The 22,208-nt window shown below is 71.5% G+C and carries 20 protein-coding genes; 7 read left to right on the top strand and 13 right to left on the bottom strand.

Annotated features, from left to right (window positions below; translation table 11 throughout):
* Nucleotides 1-8: 8 nt before the first annotated feature.
* The 6 genes from ABD844_RS24440 to ABD844_RS24415 all read right to left on the bottom strand — a co-directional run bounded on the left by ABD844_RS24440 (nucleotide 9) and on the right by ABD844_RS24415 (nucleotide 5,629).
* Nucleotides 9-1,568 carry a flavin monoamine oxidase family protein gene (locus tag ABD844_RS24440; RefSeq protein WP_344882257.1) on the bottom strand — a complete coding sequence of 520 codons (1,560 nt, stop codon included), beginning with the start codon at nucleotides 1,566-1,568 and terminating at the stop codon, nucleotides 9-11.
* A gap of 7 nt (nucleotides 1,569-1,575) precedes the next feature.
* Nucleotides 1,576-2,418 (bottom strand): M55 family metallopeptidase, encoded by an 843-nt coding sequence (locus tag ABD844_RS24435; RefSeq protein ID WP_344882254.1) that lies wholly within the window; start codon nucleotides 2,416-2,418, stop codon nucleotides 1,576-1,578.
* Nucleotides 2,419-2,449: 31 nt separating this feature from the next.
* Entirely contained in the window at nucleotides 2,450-3,658 is a 1,209-nt protein-coding gene (locus ABD844_RS24430) for a DUF6395 domain-containing protein (RefSeq protein ID WP_344882251.1), read from the bottom strand.
* Complete coding sequence (locus tag ABD844_RS24425) at nucleotides 3,649-4,014, bottom strand: hypothetical protein (protein WP_344882248.1); 366 nt, start codon at nucleotides 4,012-4,014, stop codon at nucleotides 3,649-3,651. Before ABD844_RS24425 ends, ABD844_RS24430 begins: the two co-directional genes overlap by 10 nt.
* A gap of 134 nt (nucleotides 4,015-4,148) precedes the next feature.
* A complete protein-coding gene (locus tag ABD844_RS24420; protein WP_344882245.1) occupies nucleotides 4,149-4,922 on the bottom strand; it encodes an enoyl-CoA hydratase/isomerase family protein in 774 nt (257 codons plus the stop codon).
* A 50-nt stretch (nucleotides 4,923-4,972) separates the two neighbouring features.
* Nucleotides 4,973-5,629, bottom strand: coding sequence for an endonuclease (locus ABD844_RS24415; protein WP_344882242.1), 657 nt, complete (start codon nucleotides 5,627-5,629; stop codon nucleotides 4,973-4,975).
* 112 nt (nucleotides 5,630-5,741) lie between these two features.
* On the opposite strand from ABD844_RS24415, the gene ABD844_RS24410 reads away from it, so the two are divergent.
* A complete protein-coding gene (locus ABD844_RS24410) occupies nucleotides 5,742-6,026 on the top strand; it encodes a Fe-S cluster assembly protein HesB (protein WP_344882239.1) in 285 nt (94 codons plus the stop codon).
* 88 nt (nucleotides 6,027-6,114) lie between these two features.
* Here ABD844_RS24410 and ABD844_RS24405 read toward each other — a convergent pair whose 3' ends face one another.
* The 4 genes from ABD844_RS24405 to ABD844_RS24390 form a co-directional block, all read right to left on the bottom strand.
* On the bottom strand, nucleotides 6,115-6,807 hold the full coding sequence (locus ABD844_RS24405) for a rhodanese-like domain-containing protein (protein WP_344882236.1): 693 nt from the start codon (nucleotides 6,805-6,807) through the stop codon (nucleotides 6,115-6,117).
* A gap of 82 nt (nucleotides 6,808-6,889) precedes the next feature.
* On the bottom strand, nucleotides 6,890-7,120 hold the full coding sequence (locus ABD844_RS24400) for a hypothetical protein (protein ID WP_344882233.1): 231 nt from the start codon (nucleotides 7,118-7,120) through the stop codon (nucleotides 6,890-6,892).
* Between the two features lie 106 nt (nucleotides 7,121-7,226).
* Nucleotides 7,227-7,847, bottom strand: coding sequence for an HNH endonuclease family protein (locus ABD844_RS24395; RefSeq protein ID WP_344882231.1), 621 nt, complete (start codon nucleotides 7,845-7,847; stop codon nucleotides 7,227-7,229).
* Nucleotides 7,848-8,046: 199 nt separating this feature from the next.
* Entirely contained in the window at nucleotides 8,047-8,934 is an 888-nt protein-coding gene (locus ABD844_RS24390) for a 2-hydroxy-3-oxopropionate reductase (RefSeq protein ID WP_425568643.1), read from the bottom strand.
* Between the two features lie 115 nt (nucleotides 8,935-9,049).
* Here ABD844_RS24390 and ABD844_RS24385 point away from each other — a divergent pair, with 115 nt between their 5' ends.
* A complete protein-coding gene (locus ABD844_RS24385) occupies nucleotides 9,050-9,805 on the top strand; it encodes a hypothetical protein (RefSeq protein ID WP_344882226.1) in 756 nt (251 codons plus the stop codon).
* Nucleotides 9,798-10,970: a helix-turn-helix domain-containing protein gene (locus tag ABD844_RS24380; protein WP_344882224.1), complete on the top strand. Its 1,173-nt coding sequence runs from the start codon at nucleotides 9,798-9,800 to the stop codon at nucleotides 10,968-10,970. The genes ABD844_RS24385 and ABD844_RS24380 overlap by 8 nt, the downstream gene beginning before the upstream one ends.
* A gap of 36 nt (nucleotides 10,971-11,006) precedes the next feature.
* Here ABD844_RS24380 and ABD844_RS24375 read toward each other — a convergent pair whose 3' ends face one another.
* Nucleotides 11,007-12,152, bottom strand: coding sequence for a serine hydrolase domain-containing protein (locus tag ABD844_RS24375; RefSeq protein ID WP_344882221.1), 1,146 nt, complete (start codon nucleotides 12,150-12,152; stop codon nucleotides 11,007-11,009).
* Between the two features lie 237 nt (nucleotides 12,153-12,389).
* On the opposite strand from ABD844_RS24375, the gene ABD844_RS24370 reads away from it, so the two are divergent.
* The 3 genes from ABD844_RS24370 (at nucleotide 12,390) to ABD844_RS24360 (ending at nucleotide 16,361) form a co-directional block, all read left to right on the top strand.
* Nucleotides 12,390-13,103, top strand: a complete 714-nt coding sequence (locus tag ABD844_RS24370; RefSeq protein WP_344882218.1) for a helix-turn-helix domain-containing protein — start codon at nucleotides 12,390-12,392, stop codon at nucleotides 13,101-13,103.
* Between the two features lie 128 nt (nucleotides 13,104-13,231).
* Entirely contained in the window at nucleotides 13,232-14,209 is a 978-nt protein-coding gene (locus ABD844_RS24365; protein WP_344882216.1) for a zinc-binding dehydrogenase, read from the top strand.
* 238 nt (nucleotides 14,210-14,447) lie between these two features.
* Entirely contained in the window at nucleotides 14,448-16,361 is a 1,914-nt protein-coding gene (locus ABD844_RS24360; protein WP_344882213.1) for an N-acetylmuramoyl-L-alanine amidase, read from the top strand.
* Here the strand turns inward: ABD844_RS24360 and ABD844_RS24355 are convergent.
* Both ABD844_RS24355 and glgP read right to left on the bottom strand, forming a co-directional pair.
* Nucleotides 16,324-17,220, bottom strand: a complete 897-nt coding sequence (locus tag ABD844_RS24355) for a MurR/RpiR family transcriptional regulator (RefSeq protein WP_344882210.1) — start codon at nucleotides 17,218-17,220, stop codon at nucleotides 16,324-16,326. The genes ABD844_RS24360 and ABD844_RS24355 overlap by 38 nt on opposite strands.
* Before the next feature lie 20 nt (nucleotides 17,221-17,240).
* Nucleotides 17,241-19,823, bottom strand: a complete 2,583-nt coding sequence (gene glgP / locus ABD844_RS24350; protein ID WP_344882207.1) for an alpha-glucan family phosphorylase — start codon at nucleotides 19,821-19,823, stop codon at nucleotides 17,241-17,243.
* Nucleotides 19,824-20,067: 244 nt separating this feature from the next.
* Between glgP and ABD844_RS24345 the strand changes: the two genes are divergently transcribed.
* Nucleotides 20,068-22,164, top strand: coding sequence for an alpha-1,4-glucan--maltose-1-phosphate maltosyltransferase (locus ABD844_RS24345; RefSeq protein WP_344882204.1), 2,097 nt, complete (start codon nucleotides 20,068-20,070; stop codon nucleotides 22,162-22,164).
* Nucleotides 22,165-22,208 lie beyond the last annotated feature (44 nt).

Raw genomic sequence — 22,208 nt, 5'->3', positions numbered from 1 at the left:
CGGCGTCGTCACGGGGACTGCAGCACACGCTGGTGCAACTGCGTGACGGCGCCACGTGCGGACTCCATGGCCCCCGCCTGCCAGGCGATCAGATGGGTGAGCCAGTCGCCCGCGAAGTAAACCCTTCCGGCGGGGCGTTGCAGAAGAGTGAAGGACGAATCAAAAGCGGGCCAGCGCACCCAGCCTCCCTGGATGTGCTCCTGGCGCTCCCAGGCGATCGAGACGCTGGAGAGCACGTTCTGGCGGTACTTCTCGCCGTGGATCTTCTTGCCCTGGGTGAGCGCCCTGCGCCGCCGGTCCTCCGGGGTGAGCGCCCCGTAGAGCTCGGCCTCGTGTTCGGTGTTGTAGTAGCCGACGAGCAGGCCGCGCTCCGAGTGGTAGCCGTGCGACGGGTACCAGATGTGGGTGATGTCCAGGTCGGTCTCGGTGGCGCCGCCGTAGATGCGGTCCTCCAGCTCCCACCAGCGGCGGCCGTACTCCAGGCCGATCTTGCCGGCGGCGATCGGGACGGGGGTCGCGAGCGCGGCGCTGATCTGGGGGCCGAGGTTGTGCGGGATCTTGGCGAGGAGGTGGGGCGGGAGGGCGGCGACGCAGTAGTCGGCCTTGACGGAGCCGCCGGTGTGGACGACCTCGACGCCGTCGTCCAGAGTCGTGATCTTGGTGACCTTGGCGCCCGTCCTGATCCGGTCCTGGCCCACGGCCTCCTGGAGCCTGGTGACGATGGCGTCCATGCCGCCGACCGGCTGGAACATGGGGGTGGCCTGCTCGTAGCCGAAGTCGTTGGTGATGGCGCGGCCGGTGCCGGCGGCGAGGACCTGGTGGAGGGTGCCGGGTGCGGGGATGGGGGTGCCGGCGTCTAAGGCCGGAAATTTCGTGAAACCGCGTCTGTCGGATCCCTCGTAGTCGAGCTTCGGGCCGAGGTCGCCGAACCTCCTGAGGAACTCCAGCAGCCCGTCCCTGTCGTCCTTGGTGAGGGTCTTGTCGAGTGCGCCGAGGTCGGTGGCCTTGGCCAGGAGTTCGGCGACGTATCCGTACATGTCGGCTCGGGCCGTGCGGGCCCGCGTCGTCCGGCCGTTGGTGTGCACGTACGCGGCGGCGTTGTTGTTGACGAAGGTCTCGATGGGGATGCCCAGCTCGCGGCAGTAGTCGAGGGTGACCATCCAGGGCGCGATGCGGGCGGGGCCGGCGTTGAAGTAGCCGCCCTCGCCCAGGGTCACCTGCTGGGCGGGGCCGTTCAGCTCGGTCAGGCGGTCGCCGCCGCGCAGGGTGAGGTTCCGGCCGCCGGCCCGCTGCCCGGCCTCCAGGAGCGTGCAGTCGTAGCCGGCCTTGCCCAGCTCGTACGCGGCGGTCAGCCCCGCCACGCCCGCGCCCAGGATCACCACCTTGGCCGAACCCTTGCCGCGCAGGGTGAAGTCGCCCTGGCGGGGGGCGGTGAACTCCTTGCTCTGGGCGGAGGGGGCCAGGCCGAGTGCGCCCATGGCGGCGTACATGGCGCCCGCCCCGCCCGCCGCCCCGATCCCGACGAGCAGACCCCGCCGGGTCAGCGCCGCGCCCTTGCCATCGCCCACAGGGGCCTCACCCATAGGGGCCGCTGCCACAGGCGATCTGCCCGCCGATGGTGGCGAAGATGCCGAACAGGGCCATGATCTGGGTGAAGTCTCCGGTCGTGAACTCGGTCTGACGCGGGCCCACCGCCGTCACGCCCGGGATCAGCGACACGGCGGCGGCGATGGCGGTCGAGTTCCACTCCACCCCCAACGTGTACGGCGCCTCCACCGAGTACGGCGTGAAGTCTGTCAACCGGTCCAGCGCCCGCCGCGTGGCCTCACGGATGCGGGCCTGGGCGACGACCGGCGGCAGCAGCTCGGCCGAGAACTTGTCGATGCCCTTCTTCACCGCCACCGTCTCGACGTCCCCGAGCAGCTCGCGAGCCTCCTCGCCGACGGCCTCGTCCCCGGTCACCAGGACCACGGGCACCCCGTGGAACCCGGCGCACGCCGCGACCAGCCGGGTCTCCCCGCACAGCTCGCCGTTGAGGTAGACGTTCTGGATCTCCTTGCCCATCCAGGTGTGGTTGAGCACGCCGTGCGGCACGCCGGCGCGGGCGTGGTAGCCGACGAAGCAGGCCGCCTGGAAGGTCGCGTCCAGCCCCTGCGCCATGCGCTGCGCCTTGCCCGGACCCCTGATCAGGCTGGCCCGGGGGTCGAGCAGGTCGATCCTGAGGTTCTTGGTGGACCCGTGGGCGTCGTTGACCAGCACGCTCGTCGCCCCGGACGCGAAGGCGCCCTCGATGGCGGCGTTCGCGTCGGCGGTCATCAGCTCGCACCCGCGCTCGTAGCCGCGCTTGCCGGCGTGCATCTCCTCGGGGTCCGTCAGACCCGTCACGCCCTCCATGTCCACCGACAGATAGACCTTCACGCCGCCGCTCCGTTCCTCACCCGACCGTCCATCAGATGCCCCACGATTCCACGCGGCGCACCTCGGAGTCGGACATCAACCCGACGTCGGCCTCGACGAACGCCGCCGCCTGCGCGCGCCACCGCTCGGGGATCTCGCCGAGGGCGGGCGGGTAGCAGTGCTCCAGCCAGCCCGTCGCCTCCTCCGAGACGTCGAAGTGGTCGAGCGCCGGGGCGAACAGCGTGTTCTCGATCCCGGGGACGCGGGCCAGCCCGTACTGGATCATCTCCTGGCCGCCGAACGGCGGCTTCTTGAGGTACTTGCGGGCGGCGGGACGGTCGGCAGTCAGCGGCGTGTCGAGGGGGCGGCGCTCCACGGCGGCCTGGATCAGCTCCTTGTACAGGCACTTGGCGCAGGTACGGCACGGACCGCCGGTGCCGCGCAGGCACCAGCGGACCTGGTCCCTGAGGTCGGAGCCGAGGGCGAGCCGCATGGTGACGGCCTCGCTCACCCCGCCGACGGGCAGCACGATGTGCACCCCTGCCGCCGCGAACAGGCGGCCCCACCTGCCGTGCGGGGCCCACATGGGGTTGTCGGGGGTGAAGCGCCACAGGTACCGGCCGCCGCCCAGCCAGCGGGAGCCCAGCTCGTAACCGAAGCCCAGGCCGCCCAGGTCGAGCCGGTCGGCCAGGAGCAGCGCGCCCGCGGCCACCGCGTGGTGCTCGGGGTAGCCGGGGCGGGGCTCGGCGAGCGTGTACTCCAGGTCGGAGGTGACCGTGGTCAGCTCGCGGCCGGTGCTCGCGGCCAGCTTGGCCAGCACGTCGGAGCGGTAGTGGGGCCAGCGGTTCGGTACGCGCGGGTGCGCGACCCGGCGGAAGTGCACGAAGGGGGCGTCAGGGTAGATCGTGGCCGCCGCGACCGAGTCGGCGCCGCCGCTGTAGGAGATCGCGAGCCCGGCCCCTGGGCGGCGGGGCTCGGCGCCCAGCGGGCCCGCCTCCACGCCCCAGCCGTCGTGCAGGGCCCGCGCCAGCTCCGCCGAGACCGCCCGGTCGAACGTGATCCGCCTCCTGGTCCACGGCGCCACGATCGTCCAGGCGGCCACGGCGTACAGGTCGGGGTGGGCGTCGTCCGGGACCCCGCCGATCGAGCAGGAGTTGATGGCCAGCCTGATCGGGTGCTCGTCGGAGGCCCTGCCGGTGATCTCGTCTTCCGGGTCCAGGCGGAAGCTCAGGTCGCCGCCGCCGGTCCAGGTCACGCGCACGGCTGCTCCTCGGAACTGCCCCGGCGGTCGGCGCGCAGCTCGTCGATGGCCTGCCAGACGAGGATCTCGTTCTGCAGCACGCCGTCCAGGGCCTTGGCCGTCTCCTGGGCGAGCCGGTGGGTGTCGTCGAGCTTCGCCTTCTCCGCCCCGTCAGGCCGGGGGGCGGCCGCCGGGGGACGGGCCTTGCGCAGGCGTTCCACCTCGCTCTGGAGGGTCGCCATCTCCCGTCTCAGGGTCTGGACCTCCCAGAGCGCGTCCCTGATGTCCTGGCGGTGATCTCTGATCGAGATGTAGCGAGAGTCGAACCACGTGCGCACGGCCTTTCTGAGCCGGGCAGGGACCAGGACGCGCATCATGAAACGTCACCATAGTGGCAAACCCATCTCGGTAAGGACGGCCCTACCGAATGTGTTTGACCTCGCGTCGCGATCGCGGGATCCCCGCCCACGACGGGGATTCCGCGACGCGTGCCCTGACGTGGGCGTCGGGGCTAGTGACCGGTGAACTTGGGCTTGGACCTCTCGGCGAACGCCCGCATGCCCACCCGGGCGTCGTCGGTGGCGAACAGGCCGGAGAACGCCAGGCGCTCGATCTCCAGACCCCTGTCGAGATCGGTCTCCAGACCCTGGTCCACGGCCTGCTTGGCGGCCCGCAGCGCGACCGTCGCGCCGCCGACGAAGGTGGCGGCCCATTCGAGGGCGGCGGTGTACACCTGCTCGTCGGGCACCACCCGGTCCACCAGGCCGATCGCGAGAGCCTCGGCGGCCGGGACGTGGCGGCCGGTGAAGATCAGGTCTTTGGCGCGGGCCGGGCCGATAAGGCGCGGCAGGCGCTGGGTGCCGCCCGCGCCGGGGATGAGGCCGAGCAGCACCTCCGGCTGGCCGAGCTTGGCCGACTCGCCCGCGACCCGGAAGTCGGCGCTGAGCGCCAGCTCGCAGCCGCCGCCCAGGGCGTAGCCGGTGATGGCGGCGATGACCGGCTTGCCGATCCTGGCCACCGCGGTCAGACAGCCCTGCAGCAGGCGCGAGTGGACGGCCATGTCGGCGTACGACATCTCGGCCATCTCCTTGATGTCCGCCCCGGCGGCGAACACGCGCTCCCCTCCGTACAGGATCACCGCCTGGACCTGCGGATCGCCGTCCACGATGGCGGCCGCTTCCGCGATCTCCCGCTGGACCTGCCCGCTGATGGCGTTCATCTTCGGACGGTCAAGACGGATCGTGGCGATCTGGTCGGCCACCTCGACGCTCACAAACTCACCCATGTGCCCGAACCTAACAGTCCGCCCGGCTCTCCCCCGGCCCCGCGCCGCGATCAGCGGGTCGCGGCGGACCTGACCTCGTCCACGGACTCCTCGCTGTGCGAGACCCGGATGAGTGCGGCCGACAGGCGGGCCAGCTCGTCCCCGGAGTGGGCCAGCTTCGCCAGCCGACCGGCCTGGCGGGGCAGACCCAGCCGGCCCGCGCCGTCCAGCACCCGCTGGTCGAAGTACGGCGCGACCTGCGGCCAGACGGCCTGGACCTCGCGCAGGAAGATGTCGGCCCCGGTCGGCCCGATGCCGGGGAACTTCATCAGCAGCGCGGCGATCCGCCGCCCGTCGCCCTCGGCCTCGTCGCGCAGCCGGCGCAGGTCGCCCTGCCAGCGGTCGAGGATCAGCTCGGCGCCCTCGCCGAGCATCGTGGAGGTGCGCTCGTCGTAGCGGCGGTAGTGGCCGCGGATCAGTGCGTTCACCCGGTCCTGCCAGCTCGCCTCCCGCATGGCCCTGGGTGTGCCGTACCCGGCGGCGAACAGCTCCCTGGCCGCCGCGACCGCGATCTCCGCCGAGATGCGCGCGCTGAGCAGCTTGGCCAGGACGAGGAGCTGGTACAGCGGCTTCGGCCGGTCGGCGAGCCTGATGCCCGCCTCCCTCGCGTACGTACGGCCGTACCGGTCGAGCAGGACGTCCAGTACGGCCCCGTCGGTCTTTCCCATGTCTCCCGTGCTACCCGCGACCCGTGCGCGCATGTGTTTGGGCCCCGGGCCGCGGGGGAGTCGGAGCTTGCCGAGGACCCGGTTCCGGGGGCAGTGGGTTAGGGGGCAGGTCGTGCTGACATTGACCGACAACGCGGTCGCCGCCATCCGTGACCTCATGGTCGGGGAGGACGTACCTGCCGAGGCGGGCCTGCGCATCTCCCCGAAGGCCGACGAGGCGGGAACGCTGGAGGTCGCGCTGGCCCGTACGCCGCAGGCCAATGACCAGGTGGTCGAGAGGGAGGATGTGCGCGTCTTCGTGGCCGAGGACGCGGTGCGGATCCTGGACGACAAGTCGCTGGACGCCCGGCCGGGCTCGCGGGGGCGGCAGACGTTCCACCTCGACCGGCGCGCCTGACGTCGGCGCCGTCCACGTGGGCGCCTTCCAGGTGGGCGCCCTTCCAGGTGGGCGCTCGCGAGGCCGGGACACGTGCTGCCGACGTGCGTCAGCCCTGGTCGGAGTCGCTCTCCGGGGGGCGCGCGTCGCCGAGGCAGAACAGCCCCACCAGCCTGCCCTCCGGCTGGGTGACCACGACGTGGTCCACCTTGGCCCGGTCCATGCGCTGGACCAGCGGCTCGACCTCCTCGCTCGGGCGTACGGTGGTGGCCCCGAGTCGCATGGCGTGCTCGGCGGTGTCGTCGAGGTCGGCGCCCTTCAGCTCGCGCGAGCCGATGACGCCCTGGACGACGTCGTCCTCGTCCACCACGACGGCGAGCCCGGCGGGGTCGGCCACGATGCGCTCGGTGAGCGCGCCCAGCGGGTCGTCCAGCACGGCGGTCACCGGGTCGCGCCGTACGCTCTTGGACACCAGGGCGGCGTGGCCGTCGTACGGCAGGTCGGCCGACAGCCAGTCCATCTTGCCCACCGCGTAGTCGTACACCTCGCCGAAGCCCAGCCGGTCCAGGCGGTGGGCGGCGCGCGGGCTGAGGTCGCACAGCCAGTCGTGGCAGTAGACGATGATCGGCCGCCCGGCGTCCAGCGTGGTCGTGGCCGCCCGGTCGAGGCGGCTCAGCGGCACGTTGACGGCCTGCGGCAGGTGCGCCCAGGTGTACTCCCGCTCCGGCAGCACCTCGACGAGCTGCGCCTGCCGGGTGGCGAGCAGGTCCTGGACGGTCTCGCGATCGATGATGTGCGTCACGACCTCCCCCTACCCCGAGACGGGGCACGCAGCGGAGCGGCGAAACGAGGGCGGCCCCGGTGTCTCCGGGGCCGCCCGGGGGTCAGGTGACCGTCTGGAAGCCGATCAGGCCGCCCGGCATGCCCTGCCGTACGGCCCGCACGATCTCCTGGTGGAGGCGCGGCCCGGGATCGGGGACCCGCTCCAGAGGGCTGCCCTCGACCTCGTACCACTCGTCGGCGTCCAGGTACTGGATGCGGACCGTCACCCGGTCGCCCGCCACCTCCGTCCGCACGGTCACCTCGCCGGTGATGACGCCGACCTCCACCGTCATCACCCCACCGGGACCGGCGACGACGTTGCTTTCATAGCATTCGGTTTTCATGGCTGCCGGCTTTCGGTCTCGAGGGTGTCCTGACTTCAGTACGTTCCGTGCACGGTCACGTACCCTCAGGTGTGTAGCAGGTCGTCAGCATCTCCGCGAGCGCTTCCCGCTCGGGCTCTGTGACGCTGAGCTCGTAGCGCGACTTGATGTCGATCCAGGCCCGGCTGTAGGTGCACCAGTAGCTGCGCAGCGGCGGACGCCACTGGTCGGGTGACTGGTCGCCCTTCGACCTGTTCGAGGCGGCCGAGACCGCGATGAGCTGCGGTCCGTCGAGGTCGTTGGCGAACTGCCTGCGGCGGGCGTCGGTCCAGGTGTTCGCGCCCGAGCGCCAGGCCTGGGCCAGCGGCACCATGTGGTCGATGTCGAGTGCGGAGGCGCTGGTGAAGTCCCTGCCGTCGTACTCGCTGTGCCAGGTGCCGGAAATGGCGCGGCAGTTCTCGTCCTGCTTGACGTCCGCGCCGTCGCGGGCGAGCACGACCTCGCGGGTGTCGCAGCCGTCGCCCTGCTGCGACCAGTGCGGGAAGCGGGCGCGGCTGTAGCCGGCCATCGACCGGGGTGTGGCGACGTCGAGCTGCCCGAGCTGCACGAACGCGGCCGGGGGCAGGAGGGCGGGTGGGAGTTCGGTGGGAGAGGCGGCGTTCGCGCCGGCCGCCGGAGCCAGGGCCAGAACGGCCACGGTTACGGCGGTCGCCGCACGCGAAGGCCATGATCGCAATGAGAACATGGCCCACGACTAGCAGCGCTGATTACTATGAGTAATCGTGGACGCGGCCGCCTGTCGCTTGGAGTGACGGAATTGGGGCTCCCTTGGGTTTAGGCGGTGCCCGAGAGGTGTTTCGACGGTTTCAGGTGACGCCCGAGGGACACCCGACGGTTCAGGCGTCGCCCGAGAGGCGCTCGACGACGCGTAGCAGCGCCGAGTGGTCGAGCGCGCCGTCGCCGACCGCGTTCGCCGAGGCCACGAGCTGGGCCACCAGCGCGCCGAGCGGCAGCACGACCCCGGCCTCGCGGGCCGCCGAGGTGACGATGCTCAGGTCCTTGTGGTGCAGGTCGATGCGGAAGCCGGGCGGGAAGGAGCGCTCGACCATGTTGGCGCCCTTCTGGGCCAGCACCGCCGAGCCCGCCAGGCCGCCGCCGAGCACCTGGAGCGCCGCCTCCAGATCCACCCCGTACGCCCGCAGGAACACCACCGCCTCGGCCAGCGCCCCGATGTTCACCGCGACGACGAGTTGGTTGGCGGCCTTGACGGTCTGGCCCGCGCCGCTCGGCCCGACGTGCACGACGGTCCTGCCGACCGCGTCGAGGATCGGCCGGGCCGTCTCGAAGGCGTCGGCCTCGCCGCCCACCATGATGGACAGGGTCGCGTTCCTGGCGCCCGGCTCACCGCCCGAGACGGGGGCGTCGAGGTGGCGCAGGCCCCGGCGGGCCGCCTCCGCCGCCAGCTCGCGCGTGACGTCCGGGCGGATGGAGGAGAAGTCGATGATCAGCGTGCCGGGCGCGGCGTGGGCGAACACGCCGTCCTCCCCCGCCAGCACCTCACGCACGTCGGGCGAGTCGGGCAGCATGAGCGCGACGACCTCGGCGCCCGTCGCGGCGTCGGCGATCGACTCCGCCACCCGGCCTCCGGCCGCCGCCAGCGGCCTGGCCTTTTCCTGCGTGCGGTTGTAGCCGGCCACGGTGTGCCCGGCCCTGACCAGGTGCACGGCCATGGGGCTGCCCATGATGCCGAGGCCGATGAAGGCGATGGCGGTCACGTCGGCGATCCTTCCGGGTCGGGAGCGATGGCGGTCACGTCGCAGGTTACGGGAGTGGCGTGGCGGCAACATGAAGCCGTGGCGGGTCTATGATGTTGGAAAGTAAAGCGCCGGGAGGTCGGGCATGCGGGTGTCGCAGTGGGCTCACGACACGTTCGGGCAGCGGGTGCCACTCATCAGAGCGGGCGTCGCGGAGGCTCTGTCGGTGGCGCTGGAAAACGCCCTCGACGCGCAGAAGGTGGCCCAGACCGACCATCTGCACCCGTTCGGGTTCACGCTCATGTCCCGCAAGTTCGAGGCGCTGGCCGAGGCGTTCGAGGACATGGGCGACGTCCGCGTCGTCAAGCCCGGCGGCTCCCAGCACGAGCTGGTGGTGCTCGACGGCAAGCTGCTGTTCCCGTTCCGCTACGCCAAGGACCGGTCGGTGAGCGTGATGAGCGCCCGCATCGGCGACGGGCGGCCGTCGGCGCTGGTGCAGGCGCTGTTCAACCGGTTCGGCCCCGAGCCGCGGATGCGGCAGCTCGCGCTGCACGACGTCGCGCCGCACGCCGTGCCGGTGGCCGAGGCGCTGGGCGAGCTGCCGGAGGACACGCGGCTGGTGCTGATCGCGTACGCGTGCAACGCCCACGCCGGGCTGCTCGACGCCTGGTGGGGCGAGGCCGAGCTGCTCGACCGGCTCGGCAGCCTGCGCTGGCACCACTGCGAGCAGATCCCGCTGACCCAGGAGGCCGGGGCGCCCGCCCGGGGCGACAGCGCGGCGGCGTTCGACCAGGGCGTGCTGCCCGCGCCCGAGCTCAACCCGCGCACCGGCGCCGCCCGCCGCACCCCGCCGAGCGCCGAGCCCACCCCGCTCCGGCGGGGAACCGCCCGCGGTGCGTGACTCCGGCACGGGCGACCGGCCCCCGCGTGGCCCCCGACCGGGTGGGCTGACGCCGCAGGCGGTGGCCGACGCCTTCGACGCCACCCGCCTCACCCAGGCCCGCCACCTGGCCGCCCTCACCAAGAAGGAGGTCGCCGAGCACCTCGGCGTCTCCCCCGCGGCGGTCGGCCAGTACGAGTCCGGGGTCACCCGCCCGCGCCCCGACCTGGTCCCCCATCTGGCCGAGGTGCTGTCGGTGCCGATGGCGTTCTTCCTGCCGGGCCGCCCGCACGGCAAGCTCGACGGGTCCATGGCCCATTTCCGCAGCCTGCGCTCCACCCGCGCCTACCAGCGCGCCAAGGCCGTGGCCTTCGTCGAACAGGTGTGGGAGCTGACCTACGCCCTGGAGAAACGCGTCCAGCTCCCGCCCGTCGACCTCCCCGGGTTCGCGGGCGGCGAGATGCACTCCGACCTGCCCCGCGACCCGGCGGGCGCGGCCCGCGCCCTGCGCGCCCACTGGGGGCTGGGCACCGGCCCGCTCAGCCACCTGGTGCGCCGCATGGAGTCACACGGCATCGTCGTCGCCTTCCCCCGCCACGACCCCGACGCGGTGACCGTCGACGCCTTCTCCACCTCCAGCCTGCCCCGGCCGATCGTGGTGCTGACGCCCAACCGGTTCGACGACATCTACCGCCACCGCTTCACCGCCGCCCACGAGCTGGGCCACCTCGTCCTCCACGGCGACACCGCCGCGGGCGACACCCAGCAGGAGCGCGAGGCCGACGCCTTCGCCGCCGAGTTCCTCACGCCCCGCGACAGCATCCTGCCCCAGCTCCCCCTCCGCGCCGACCTGCGCCGGCTGGCGGAGCTGCGGCAGACGTGGGGGGTGTCGGTCGACTCGCTGCTCTACCGGTGTCGGGAGACGGGGCTGCTGTCCGACTCGGCCGCCGGTCGCGCCTACCAGCGCCTCAACGCCCTGCGCGACCAGCCGGGCTTCACCAACGAGCCCGTCTCCGGCTACCCCGGCGAACAACCGGTGCTGCTGGCCCACGCCTTCGACCTGGCCACCCGGGAGAGCGGGCTGAGCGCCGCCACCCTGGCCGGGGAGCTGGCGTGGCCGATCGCCCGCGTACGCGAGCTGATCGGCCTGCCCGACCAGCGCCCCTCGCTGAGGCTCGTCCCCTGACGGCGAGCCACCGCGGGCGAGCGAGCGCCGCTTCGGTCACCGCGCGGGGCAGAACTCAGCCGCCAGCGCCGCGTTGAAGGTGGCGAGGGGGTTGTCCCAGTCGCCGTTGACGTTGCTGACCAGCAGGTGCCGGCCGTCGCGGCTGCCCATCGCGTACGTCCACGAGCCGTTGATCGCGCCGCCGCCGCCCCAGACGGTCACCCCGCAGGCCAGCTTCTGCCAGAAGATGCCCAGGCCGTAGGTGGTGTCGGGGAGCCAGCCCCCGCCCTCGGTGGAGACGCCGGTGAGCAGTTCCCGCTGCTGCGCGGGCGGGAGCAGCCTGCCCCCGAGCAGCGCGCCCATGAACCGGTGCAGGTCGCCGGCCGTGGAGACCACGCCGCCCGCGGCCCAGGCGCCGGAGACGTTCATCTCGGTGACGTCGTGGACCTCGGCGTCGGGGTCGGGGAGCATGAGCTTGGAGTAGTGGCGGCTGTGCGGGCCGCGTAGCCGGGTCTCGTCGTCGCCGGGCACGTACGTCCCGGTCAGGCCAAGGGGGCGGGCGATACGCCGAGCCACCTCCTGGGCGTAGGTGTGGCCGGTGACCTTCTCGATGATCATCCCAGCGAGCACGAAGTTGGTGTTGGAGTAGCCCCAGCCCTCACCCGGCTCGAAGACCGGCGGGTGGGCCATGGCGATCTCCACCAGGTCCTCGCGGCGAACGCGGTCGAAGCGGTGCTCCAGGAAGCCGGGGCCGACGTACGTGGACACCAGCTTCTCGTCGAGGCTGTAGTTGAAGATCCCGCTGGTCTGGTTGAGCAACTGCCGCACGGTGATCCTGTCGCCGCCGCGCACCATGCCCGGGAGCCGGCTTTCCACGGTGTCGTCGAGGTCCAGCCTGCCCTCGGCGTCGAGTTGCAGCACCACGGTCGAGGTGAACGCCTTGCTGAGGCTGCCGATCCTGAACCGGTCGCGCGAGGTGCGTTCGCGGCCGGTCCCGGTGTCGGCGACGCCGGCCGTACCGAACCAGCGGGTACGCCCGTCGCGCACCTCGGCGAGGATGCCCGGCACGCCGCCGCCGGCGACGGCCCGGTCGAGCACCTGCTGCAGCTCGGGCCGCTCGGTGGCGGCGGCGCTGGTGGCGGCGGCGGGCACGAGCGTCCCTGCGAGGAGCAGGCACAGTGCGGTCCGAAGGGTCTTGTTCATTCTCAGGGCTCCTGATTCGCGATAGTACGTGTTCAGACAGCTCCAAAAGCTACGTTGCGTTTAATATCTCGTCAATCCATCTAGAGTCGTATCTCCGAGTACCCACAGGTCATAGTCGGTGAAGATTGCAACGATCCTAGCACTGAATGCAACCCCTCTCCCTGCCACCTGTTGCAACGAGCTGGCCGCGAACGCAATACTGGCCAGGCACGATCGGACGACGGGAGGCGAACGCGCATGGGAGACCGGCTCACCCAGCAGGACCGCCGGCAGATAGCGGAGGGCCTGTCGGAAGGACTCGGCTATGCCGAGATCGCCCGGCGTCTCGGCCGGCCGACCTCCACGGTCAGCCGGGAGGTCCTGCGCAACGGCGGCCAGCAGGACTACCGGGCCGACCGCGCCCAGCAGGCGGCCAGGCAACGGGCCCGCCGCCGCAGGACGCCCACGCCGCAGGCCCGCCGGGCGCCCACGGCGGGCCACGGGCGCGATCCAGGGGCGGTGCGGGCGTTCGAGGAGCGGATCACGCAGACCCTGGTCCAGACGGGGTTGCCGCGCATGATGGCCAGGGTCCTCACGTGCCTGTCCACCACCGACACCGGCACACTCACCGCCAAGGAGCTGTCCGAACGCCTGCAGGTCAGCCCCGCCTCGATCTCCACCGCGATCTCCTACCTGGAGGAGCAGGAGCTGGTCAGGCGCGAGCGCGACACCCGGCGGCGGCGCGACCGGTACGTCGTGGACGAGTGGATCTGGTACCGGTCGTTCCTGGCCAGCGCGCAGCGCAACGCGATGCTGGCCGAGACCGCCCTCGACGGCGCCCGGATCTTCGGGCCCGCCACGCCCGTCGGCCTGCGCATGGAGACCGTGGCCCGCTTCCTCCAGCACACCAACGAGGACATGCTCCAGGCCGCGGAACGCTGGCGGCACCTGTTCACCCGGCCACCCTCCTGATGGGGGTCTCGCCGCTGGAACCCCTGGCCGTCCCCGACCTCGCCAGGGCCGCCGGTTGACCTCAAGCAAACTTGAGGATGCAGGCTCGGAGGAACGAAACCGACGTCGTCCAATCCGGGAGACCTGTCATGCGCGCTGTGGTCCTGCACTCCTTCGGCCCTGCGGAGAACCTCGTCCACGAGAGCGTCCCCGATCCCGAGCCCGGCCCCGGCCAGGTGCGGATCGCCGTCAAGGCGGCCGGGGTGCACCTGATCGAGACGGCGCTGCGGGCCGGCCTGTCCAGCGGCTACATGCCGCCGCTGCCCGAGCTGCCGACGATCTTCGGCGGCGAGGTGGCCGGCCGCGTGGACGCCACCGGCCCCGGCGTGGACCCCGGCTGGATCGGCCTGGACGTGGTGACCTCTGGCGGTCAGCCGGGCGGGTACGCGGAGCTGGCCGTGGCCGACGTGGCGGCCGTGCACCGGCTGCCCGACGGGCTGAGCCACGAGGCGGCCGTGGCGATGATCGTCACCGGGCGCACCGCGCTGGAGTTCCTCGACGTGGCCGCGCTGTCGGCCGCTGACGTCGTCCTGGTGACCTCGGCGGCGGGCGGGATCGGCCGGCTGGTCGTCCAGTACGCCCGCCGCCTGGGCGCCAGGGTGATCGGCGCGGCGGGCGGCCCCGCCAAGGTGGCGGCCGTGCGCGAGCTGGGCGCCGACCTCGCCGTGGACTACGACGAGCCCTCCTGGGCGGAGGCGGTCGCCGACCGGCTCGGCGGCAGGAAGGTGACGGCCGTGCTCGACGGGGTGGGCGGCGACAAGGCACGCGCGGCGGTGGGGCTGCTGGCCGACGGCGGCCGGTACGTCACCATCGGCAACGCCTCGAAGCAGGACTTCGCGCCCGATCCCCGCCTGGTCGAGGAGCGCGGCCTGACCGTGACCAACGCCTTGCTGCTCCTGATCGGCCGGCCGGAGCAACGCCCCGCGTACGAGGCCAGGGCGCTGGCGGCGGCGGCCGAGGGCACGCTGGTGCCGGCCGTGCAGGCGTTCCCGCTGTCCGAGGCCGCCGCCGCGCACGCCGCGCTGGAGTCACGGCGGACGACGGGCAAGGTCGTCCTGGTGCCGTAGCCGCACAGAGCGAGCGGCCCAGAAGCGAGCGACACAGAGGCGAGCCGCCCGGACGTCAAGCCGAGCCCAAGAGCCGCCGGTACGCGGTCCACGGCGGGGCAGATCCCGGCTCCGGGCGACCGCCCGGCCTGACGGAGTGTCAACGGCCGAAAATTATCTTCGTAAAGATCTCGCCCGCGAAGGAAGATGTTGAGACGCTGAACTGCACGATGCGCCCCCCAGCCCCGAGGAGTGGTTCATGCGCAGACTATTGGCGATCTCGCTCGTCGCCCTGCTGCCGTTAAGCAATGTGAGCGCCGCTCAGGCCCAGCAGCCCGCCGACCGGCAGCAGGCGTTCGCCGCCGCGGCCGAGGAGTTCCAGGTTCCCGAGAGCGTGCTGCTGGGCGTCTCCTACCTGGAGTCGCGCTGGGAGGCCCACGCGGGCCTGCCCTCCAGCGACGCCGGTTTCGGGCCCATGCACCTGACCGACGCCGCCGCCTTCACCACCTCCAACCACCACGGGGAGGGCGAGGAGGACGCCCGCGGCGACGACAGCCGCCCCCTGGCCCCGCCCGCCGAACAACCGGCCCCCGCCGAGATCCCGGCCTCGCTGCGCACCATGGAGCGGGCCGCCGCGCTGACCGGCGAGAGCCACGAGCGGCTGCGTACGGACGACGCCGCCAACATCCGCGGCGGCGCCGCGCTGCTGGCCGACTACCAGAAGGCGCTCGGTGCGCCCCTCTCCGACGACCCCGGCCAGTGGTACGGCGCGGTCGCCAGATACTCGGGCGCCGAGGAGTCGGGAGCGGCCAGGTTCTTCGCCGACGAGGTCTTCTCGCTCATCGAGGAGGGCGCCGCGCGCACGACCGACGACGGGCAGCGGGTCACCCTGCCCGCCGTGCCCGGCCTGGAGAAGATCGAGAAGTGGCTGGAGCGGCTCGGCCTGCGGCAGACCCGGCCCGACGGCGTGGAGTGCCCCGCCTCGATCTCGTGCGAGTGGATCCCGGCCGCCTACCAGCAGCTCCCTGACGACGACTACGGTCACTACGACCTGGCCGACCGGCCGAAGAGCCAGAAGGTCGACTACATCATCATCCACGACATGGAGGGCTACTTCCTGCCCTCCATCCGGCTCAACCAGGACCCCAACTACGGCGCGAGCTGGCACTACTCCGTCCGCTCCGCCGACGGCCACATCGCCCAGCACATCAAGACCAAGGACGTCGCCTGGCAGGCCGGCAACTGGTACATCAACGCCAAGTCGGTCGGCATCGAGCACGAAGGGTTCCTGGCCGAGGGCGGCGCCTGGTACACCGAGGCGATGTACCGCTCCTCCGCCCGCCTGGTCCGCTACCTGGCGCTCAAGCACGGTGTGCCGCTCGACCGCGCCCACATCCTGGGCCACGACAACGTGCCGGGCACCCTGCCGACGACCGTGCGCGGCATGCACGAGGACCCGGGGCCGTTCTGGGACTGGGCGCACTACTTCCAGCTCATGGGGGCGCCGCTGCACCCGTTCGGGGGGCCGCGCTCCGGGTCCGTCATGATCAAGCCGGACTTCGCCACCAACAAGCCCTACTTCTACGGCTGCGACCGCAAGAACCCCGAGGCCGCCTGCCCGCCGCTGCCCGCCGGCACGGTCTGGCTGCGTACCGAGCCGCGGCAGGACGCGCCGCTGGTCAAGGACATCGGCAAGCACCCGACGGGCGAGTCGCTCTACAGCGTGTACGACCACAGCGCCCGCGCGAGCACCGGCCAGCGCTTCGCCGTGGCCGAGCGGCAGGGCGACTGGACGGCCATCTGGTACCTGGGACAGAAGGCGTGGTTCCACAACCCGGCCGACGCCCCGACCGCGGTGCCGTCGATGGGGCTCGTGGTCACGCCGAAGGCGGGCAAGGCCACGGTCCCGGTGTACGGCAGGGCGTACCCGGAGCAGGAGGCGTACCCGGCCGGGGTCCCGTACCAGGCGGTGACGCCGCTGCAGTACACGTTCTCGGCGGGCGAGAAGTACACGCTCGCGGGACCCGCGGCCACGGAGTACTACCGCGCGGTCACCTTCAACCTGGAGGACCACCAGGTCGTCCGGGGCAGGACGAAGTACCTGGAGATCCAGTTCGGGCACCGCGTGATGTTCGTCAAGGCTGACGACGTGCAGGTGACGTTCTCCGGGTGAACTCCTTGACGGCCCGCCTGGTGCTCGCGAGCGCCTCCTGAGAGGAGTCGAACGTGCGCTGGGCGACGCCGACGAACAGGCAGTCGACCACGAGGAGCTGGCTGATGCGGCTGGCCAGGGCGCCGGGACGGAACTCCGTCTCGCGCCCGGCCGAGATCAGCACGTGTTCGGCCAGCTCCGCGATCGTGGAACGGGGGTTGTTGGTGATCGCCACCGTGGTGGCGCCGGCCTCTTTGGCCCGGCTCAGCGGCTCGATCACGTCGGGCGTCTCGCCCGAGGTGCTGATGCCGATGGCGACGTCGCCCCGCCTCAGCAGCACCGCGCTGGTCAACGCCAGGTGGGCGTCCTGGAAGGCGTGGCTCGACAGCCCGATGCGCAGCAGCTTCTGTGCGACGTCCTCCGCCACCAGGCCCGAGGCGCTCACACCGTAGGCGTCGACGCGCCTGGCCCCGACGATGGCGTCGACCACCAGCCCGAGCCGCTCGGAGGTGAGCTGGGCCACGGTGTCGTTGATCGCCTCGGACTCGGCCCTGGCCACCTTCTGGATGACCTCCGACAGGGGGTCGTCGGGGGCGAGGTCGCCGGGCACCAGCCGGTCGGGCTGCGCGGCGGCTGCGGCTAAGGCCAGCCTGAGCTGCGGGTAACCGGCGAAGCCGAGCAGCCGCGCCGTGCGTACGATCGTGGCCTCGCTGGTGCCGGAGGCGGCCGAAAGCTCCGTGATCGTGCTCCTGGCCACCGTCGCGGGGTCTTCCAGGATGAGGCGGGCGACGGTCTGGGCGGCAGGCGTCAGCGAGGGCAGCACACCGCGAACCGTGGCCACCAGAGTGTCGGCCCGCAGGCCGTTCAGGCTGTCGTCCACCCCCTGATTATGCCGCTTGTTTAGCGCAATGTTCCGTTCGTCATACCCGCGGGCTCCTCGGGCACGGTGATCAGCCCCAGCTCCGCCGGGGTGGCCAGCAGCGGGTGGTACGGCACGACGCGAACGGTGTAGCCGAACGCCCCCGTACGGTCGAGCGGCACCACGCCCGTGTAGTGGGCCCGCCCGTCGTCGTCCACCGACCCCGCCGACAGCGTCGTGTACGCCGGGTGCACCAGCTCGTCGTGCGGCCCGACCTTGCCGTAGGCGGCCTGCACCAGCACGTCGCCCGGTTCGAGGTCGCCGAGCGCGATCGTGGCGTGCAGCTCCACGGTCGAGCCGACCTCGGGGGTGTCGTCCACGCCGGACGCCTCGGCGTGCTCGACCCGCACCCCGGGCCAGGCCCTGGTCACCCGCACCCGCCAGGCGGCGAACGCCTTGGCCGGGGCGTGGGAGTCGGCCGACAGCGCGCGGGCGGCGGCGGCGGCCGGGTTGTACAGGTCGATCACGTAGTCGCGCAGCATGCGCCCGGCCAGCACCTTCGGGCCGAGCGAGGTGAGCGTGTGCTTGACCATCTCCATCCAGCGCCGCGGCAGGCCGTCGGGGCCGCGGTCGTAGAAGCGGTCGGACACCTCGTGCTCGATCAGGTCGTAGAGGGCGGCGGCCTCCAGCACGTCGCGCCGGTCGGTGTCGGCGACGCCGTCGGCGGTGGGGATGGCCCAGCCGTTGGTGCCGTCGTACCACTCGTCCCACCAGCCGTCGCGGATGGACAGGTTGAGCCCGCCGTTGAGCGCGGACTTCATCCCCGACGTGCCGGAGGCCTCCAGCGGGCGCAGCGGGTTGTTCAGCCAGACGTCGCAGCCCTGGACCATGAGCCGGCCGAGCGCCATGTCGTAGTCGGGCAGGAACACGATCCGGTGGCGGACCTTCGCCAGGTCGGCGAACTTGACGATCTGCTGGATCAGCTTCTTGCCGCCCTCGTCGGCGGGGTGCGCCTTGCCCGCGATCACGATCTGCACGGGCTTGTCGGGGTCGAGCAGCAGCTCGGTCAGCCGCCTGGGGTCGCGCAGCATGAGCGTGAGCCGCTTGTACGACGGCACCCGGCGGGCGAACCCGATCGTCAGCACGTCGGGGTCGAGCGCGTCGTCGATCCAGCCCAGCTCTGCGTCTGAGGCCCCGCGCGCGCGCCACGACCGGCGCAGCCGCACCCTGGCCCCCTCGACCAGCCGCCGGCGCAGCTCGCCGCGGATCTTCCAGATGTCGGCGTCGGAGATCTTCTGGATGGACTCCCAGCCGCGCGCCCGTTCCAGCAGCGAGGGCACCTCGCGCCCGGCCAGCTCCATCAGCTCCCTGCCCACCCAGGTGGGCGCGTGCACGCCGTTGGTGATCGACCCGATGGGGACGTCGTCGACGTCGAAGCCTGGCCAGAGATCCTTGAACATCTCGCGGCTGACCTGTCCGTGCAGCTCGGACACGCCGTTGACGCGCTGGGCCAGGCGCATGCCCATGACGGCCATGTTGAAGCGGCCGGGGTCGGCCTCCGCGCCCAGGGCGAGGATGCGCTCCACGGGCACGGTCGGCCACGCGCCCGCCCCGCCGAAGTGCCGCTCGATCATGTCGACGGGGAAGCGGTCGATGCCCGCGGGGACGGGGGTGTGCGTGGTGAACACCGTGCCCGCCCGCACCGCCTCCAACGCCTCGTCGAACGACAGCCGCGCCTCGGTCAGCTCGCGGATGCGTTCGAGGCCGAGGAACCCCGCGTGGCCCTCGTTGGTGTGGAAGACCTCGGGGTCGGCGTGCCCGGTGATCTTGCAGTAGGCCCGGATCGCGCGTACGCCGCCCACGCCGAGCAGCAGCTCCTGCATGAGCCGGTGGTCGGTGCCGCCGCCGTAGAGCCGGTCGGTGACGTCGCGGGCCGCGAGGTCGTTGTCGGCCACGTCGGAGTCGAGCAGCAGCAGCGGCACCCGCCCGACCTGGGCCACCCAGACCTGGGCGTGCAGCACGCGGTCGTCGGGGAGGGACAGGCGGATCTTGACCGGGACGCCCTCGGCGTCCTTGAGCAGGCTCAGCGGCAGCCCGCCCGCGTCGAGCGAGGGATAGTGCTCGAGCTGCCAGCCCTCTGGCGAAAGCGACTGAGTGAAGTAGCCGTGCCGGTAGAGCAGCCCCACCGCGAGGATGGGCACGCCCAGGTCGCTGGCGGCCTTGAGGTGGTCGCCGGCCAGGATGCCGAGGCCGCCGGAGTACTGCGGCAGCGCAGCGGCGATGCCGTATTCGGGCGAGAAGTAGGCGATGGCCCGCGCGCCGTCGGGCAGCGTCTGGTACCAGCGCGGGGAGGTCATGTATTCGCGCAGGTCATCAGCGGCGTCGGCGAGGCGGCGCAGGAACCGGCGGTCGGCCGCCAGCTCGCTCAGCCGCGCGGGGGTGACGGCGCCCAGCAGGGCCACGGGGTCGTGCCCGACCTGCTCCCAGAGATCGCCGTCGACCTCCGCGAAGAGGTCGATCGTCTCCGGGTGCCAGGACCAGCGGAGATTGTGCACGAGCTCGCCGAGGGCGGCCAGCTCCGCGGGCAGGACGGTGCGGACGGTAAACCGGCGGATAGCTCTCACGTTTCTGCACCCTACGGGCTAGGAGGGACCTCTGAGTCCTTCACCCTCTCCAAGCCGCTTCAAACCCCTTCCGGGAACAAGCATGAAGATGGACTATTGGGGCAACTTTCCAGGTTGTTGGACCTTCCCGCAGACACTCTCGGGAGGTCTATCCGCTGCTGTCCACAATTTACATGCAAGGATCGTTCCTGCCAGGGAAAGCCTCCGGCGGCACCGGGAGTGCCGCCGCAAACCCTTGAATGCGATGATCGGACGAATTCCCATCACGGACATCTCCCCCGTCGTCGACTGCGGGCAATGGCCCGCCAAGGCGGTCGCCGGCGAGACCTTCCAGGTCTCGGCGACCGTGTTCAGAGAGGGCCACGACTCCGTGGCCGCGGGTGTGGTGCTCACCGCGCCCGACGGGCAGCGCGGGCGCCTGAGACCGATGCGCGAGCTGTCCCCCGGCACCGACCGCTGGGGTGTCGACGTGAGCCTGCCGGCCGAGGGCGACTGGCAGTTCCGGGTGGAGGCGTGGAGCGACCCGATCGGCACCTGGCTGCACGACGCCGAGATCAAGATCCCCCGCGGCATGGACGTCGACCTCATGTGCGAGGAGGGCGCCCGGCTCTTCGAGCGGGCGGCCAAGGCCGTACGCCCCGCCGACTGCCCCGACGACCACCCCGTACGCAACGGCCCCGCGAACGCCTCCAGGAACGGGCACGGCAAGCAGAGCGGCAACGGCGACAGCGCGTGCGGCCACCGTGCCGCGCTGCTGTCGGTCTCGGCCACACTGCGTGACGAGGACCTCGACCCGCGGGCCCGGCTGTCGATCGTCCAGCTCCCCGAGACCGCCGCGCTGCTGGGCGCGCACCCGTTCCGCGAGCTGGTGACCAGGTCCAAGTCGTTCAGGATCCGGGTGGACCGGCGCAGGGCGCTGTACGGCTCCTGGTACGAGTTCTTCCCGCGCTCGGAAGGCGCGGTGGTGAACGAGCTGGGCATCTCCAAGTCCGGAAATTTCCAGACCGCCGGCAAACGGCTGCCCGCCATCGCCAAGATGGGCTTCGACGTCGTCTACCTGCCGCCCGTCCATCCGATCGGCACCACCTACCGCAAGGGGCGCAACAACACGCTCAGCCCCGAGCCCGACGAGCCCGGCTCGCCGTGGGCGATCGGCTCGGAGGACGGCGGCCACGACGCGATCCACCCCGACCTGGGCACGATCGACGACTTCGACGAGTTCGTCGGCCGCACCAGGGAGCTGGGCATGGAGATCGCGCTCGACTTCGCCCTGCAGTGCTCCCCCGACCACCCGTGGGTGCAGGAACACCCCGAATGGTTCACGATCAGGGCCGACGGGTCGATCGCGTACGCCGAGAACCCGCCCAAGAAATACCAGGACATCTACCCGATCAACTTCGACAAGGACCCCGAGGGCATCTACGCCGAGGTCAGGCGGGTGCTGCGGCACTGGATGGCCCACGGGGTGCGCATCTTCCGGGTGGACAACCCGCACACCAAGCCGGTGGCGTTCTGGGAGCGGCTGCTGGCCGACATCCACGAGACGGACCCCGACGTGATCTTCCTGGCGGAGGCGTTCACCCGGCCGGCGATGATGCGCACGCTCGCCAAGACGGGCTTCCACCAGTCGTACACGTACTACACCTGGAAGAACTCCAAGCAGGACGTGGAGAGCTATCTCACCGAGCTGGCCCACGAGACCTCGTCCTACCTGCGGCCGAACCTGTTCGTGAACACGCCGGACATCCTGCACGAGTACCTCCAGCACGGCGGGGTGCCCGGGTTCAAGATCAGGGCGGTGCTGGCGGCGCTGGCCTCACCCACCTGGGGCGTCTATTCCGGGTACGAACTCCTCGAAAACGTGCCAGTGCGCCCAGGAAGCGAGGAATATCTCGACAGTGAAAAATATCAGTACAAACCGCGCGATTGGGCCGCGGCCGAACGCGAAGGATGGAGCCTGGCCCCCTTCATCACCAATCTGAATTTGTTCCGAAGAGCACATCCGGCACTGCAAGAATTGCGTAATCTACGGTTCCACAGGGTCGACCACCCGGACCTGGTCTGTTTCTCGAAACGACTCCCGGGCGCCTATGACCCGGCCACACGACGGCACGGGCTGGGCGACGTCGTGCTGGCGGTCATCAACCTGGATCCACACCACACCCACGAGGCCACCGTAGATCTGGACCTGCCCGCCCTCGGTCTCGACTGGAACGCCGAGTTCGTGGTCGACGACGAGCTGTCGGGCGAGTCGTATCGCTGGCGGCAGAGCAACTACGTACGCCTCGACCCCCACATCCAGCCTGCCCACATTCTCACCGTACGAGCCGCGCCACGGTAGAAACTGAACTCAAGCGGGGAGTCTTCGACGTGTGTGAAAGCGCC

This window comes from Nonomuraea antimicrobica, assembly GCF_039536965.1.
GTDB lineage: Bacteria > Actinomycetota > Actinomycetes > Streptosporangiales > Streptosporangiaceae > Nonomuraea > Nonomuraea antimicrobica.
Note: the sequence above shows the minus strand (reverse complement) of the source record. Positions and strands in the feature narration are given on the sequence as shown.

What these genes read in the sequence shown, in the direction of transcription:
- ABD844_RS24425 (WP_344882248.1), bottom strand. Translation starts at nt 4,014, where the DNA reads ATGATGCGCGTCCTGGTCCCTGCCCGGCTCAGAAAGGCCGTGCGCACG.
- ABD844_RS24420 (WP_344882245.1), bottom strand. Translation starts at nt 4,922, where the DNA reads ATGGGTGAGTTTGTGAGCGTCGAGGTGGCCGACCAGATCGCCACGATC.
- ABD844_RS24415 (WP_344882242.1), bottom strand. Translation starts at nt 5,629, where the DNA reads ATGGGAAAGACCGACGGGGCCGTACTGGACGTCCTGCTCGACCGGTAC.
- ABD844_RS24400 (WP_344882233.1), bottom strand. Translation starts at nt 7,120, where the DNA reads ATGACGGTGGAGGTCGGCGTCATCACCGGCGAGGTGACCGTGCGGACG.
- ABD844_RS24385 (WP_344882226.1), top strand. Translation starts at nt 9,050, where the DNA reads ATGCGGGTGTCGCAGTGGGCTCACGACACGTTCGGGCAGCGGGTGCCA.
- ABD844_RS24375 (WP_344882221.1), bottom strand. Translation starts at nt 12,152, where the DNA reads ATGAACAAGACCCTTCGGACCGCACTGTGCCTGCTCCTCGCAGGGACG.
- ABD844_RS24370 (WP_344882218.1), top strand. Translation starts at nt 12,390, where the DNA reads ATGGGAGACCGGCTCACCCAGCAGGACCGCCGGCAGATAGCGGAGGGC.
- ABD844_RS24365 (WP_344882216.1), top strand. Translation starts at nt 13,232, where the DNA reads ATGCGCGCTGTGGTCCTGCACTCCTTCGGCCCTGCGGAGAACCTCGTC.
- ABD844_RS24360 (WP_344882213.1), top strand. Translation starts at nt 14,448, where the DNA reads ATGCGCAGACTATTGGCGATCTCGCTCGTCGCCCTGCTGCCGTTAAGC.
- ABD844_RS24345 (WP_344882204.1), top strand. Translation starts at nt 20,068, where the DNA reads ATGATCGGACGAATTCCCATCACGGACATCTCCCCCGTCGTCGACTGC.